This window comes from Nocardiopsis sp. NPDC058631 (genome assembly GCF_042716955.1).
Classification (GTDB): Bacteria; Actinomycetota; Actinomycetes; order Streptosporangiales; family Streptosporangiaceae; genus Nocardiopsis.
Window position 1 is genome coordinate 1 of record NZ_JBHXQY010000144.1, and the last position, 1,003, is coordinate 1,003.

Consider the following 1,003-nt stretch of genomic DNA (forward strand, 5'->3'; position numbering starts at 1 on the left):
GGGCGGTCCGGTTGGGGGCCGGCCCCCCCGGCCGGGGGGGGGGGGGCGGGGGGGCGCGCGTTCCGCGCCCCGTCCCGCCCGCGCGGCCGGGTCACCGCCATCTCCGACCCCGCGATCCCGATCAGGTCCGGGCGCCGGCCCCTGCACCGCATGGCCAAGGCCGTTCGGCGCGGGTGGGACCACCCCCGGGTGCGGGGCTCCCGGGTGCGCTTCAAACGCGCCTCGGTGCGCACCCGCGACTACATGCGCCGGCGCATCCGCCGGGCCAAGACCCGGGCCCTGTGGCAGGGCCTGGCGGGGTGGTGGGGGCGCCTGTGGGGGCGGGTGCGCGGCGACGAACGCTACGGGCCCATGTGGACGGCCTCAGCGACCGCTTCGGCCCTGGCCGTGGCGATGCTGGGCCCCTCGGCCCGCACCAGCACCCCCCGGCGCGCCCTGACCGGGCGCGTCATCGGAACCTGCGCCCGCACCCCGGGCGAGACCAGCGCCAGGGACCGCCTGGCGATCGGGGCTGGAGACAGCCCCGCACGTACTGACCTGGAAGGACACGTAATGAAGAAGCCCGGGCAGATCATCCGCGCGGAGGCGGCGGCCGCCGAGATGAGGGCGGCCCTGGCGGCGTTCGGCGGCGCCGACGTGCACATGCTCACCTACATGGGAGGGCTGGACGCCCTGCCCGAGATCCTGCGCACCGTGGGCCAAGGGCTGCACCAGATGGCGTCCTCGGCCCAGGACGAGCAGCCGCTGCACCCGGCAGTGATCGCGTACATGCACCAGATCAGCGCCGCGGTCCACCAGGTCGCGACCGTCTCCGACGAGCTCCCGGGCCTGTTCCGGGCCGCGCACGAGACCGAGCTGGGGCTGCTGGAAAACGACCGCCCGCACTCCGAGCGCTGGGACCGGTCCCGCCGCGACACCTGAGCACCCACCACACCCACCCACCGGGGCCGGGGGGCACCGGACCCGGCCGGCCCCCCCCCAATTCAGGGGGGGCCCCGGGTCC

Annotated in this window: 1 protein-coding gene; it reads left to right on the forward strand. The window is 76.9% G+C overall.

The genetic code is table 11. From position 1 onward, the window contains the following. The first annotated feature begins 150 nt into the window (after positions 1-150). A complete protein-coding gene (locus ACFWTE_RS28340; RefSeq protein WP_378782980.1) occupies positions 151-921 on the forward strand; it encodes a hypothetical protein in 771 nt (256 codons plus the stop codon). Positions 922-1,003 lie beyond the last annotated feature (82 nt).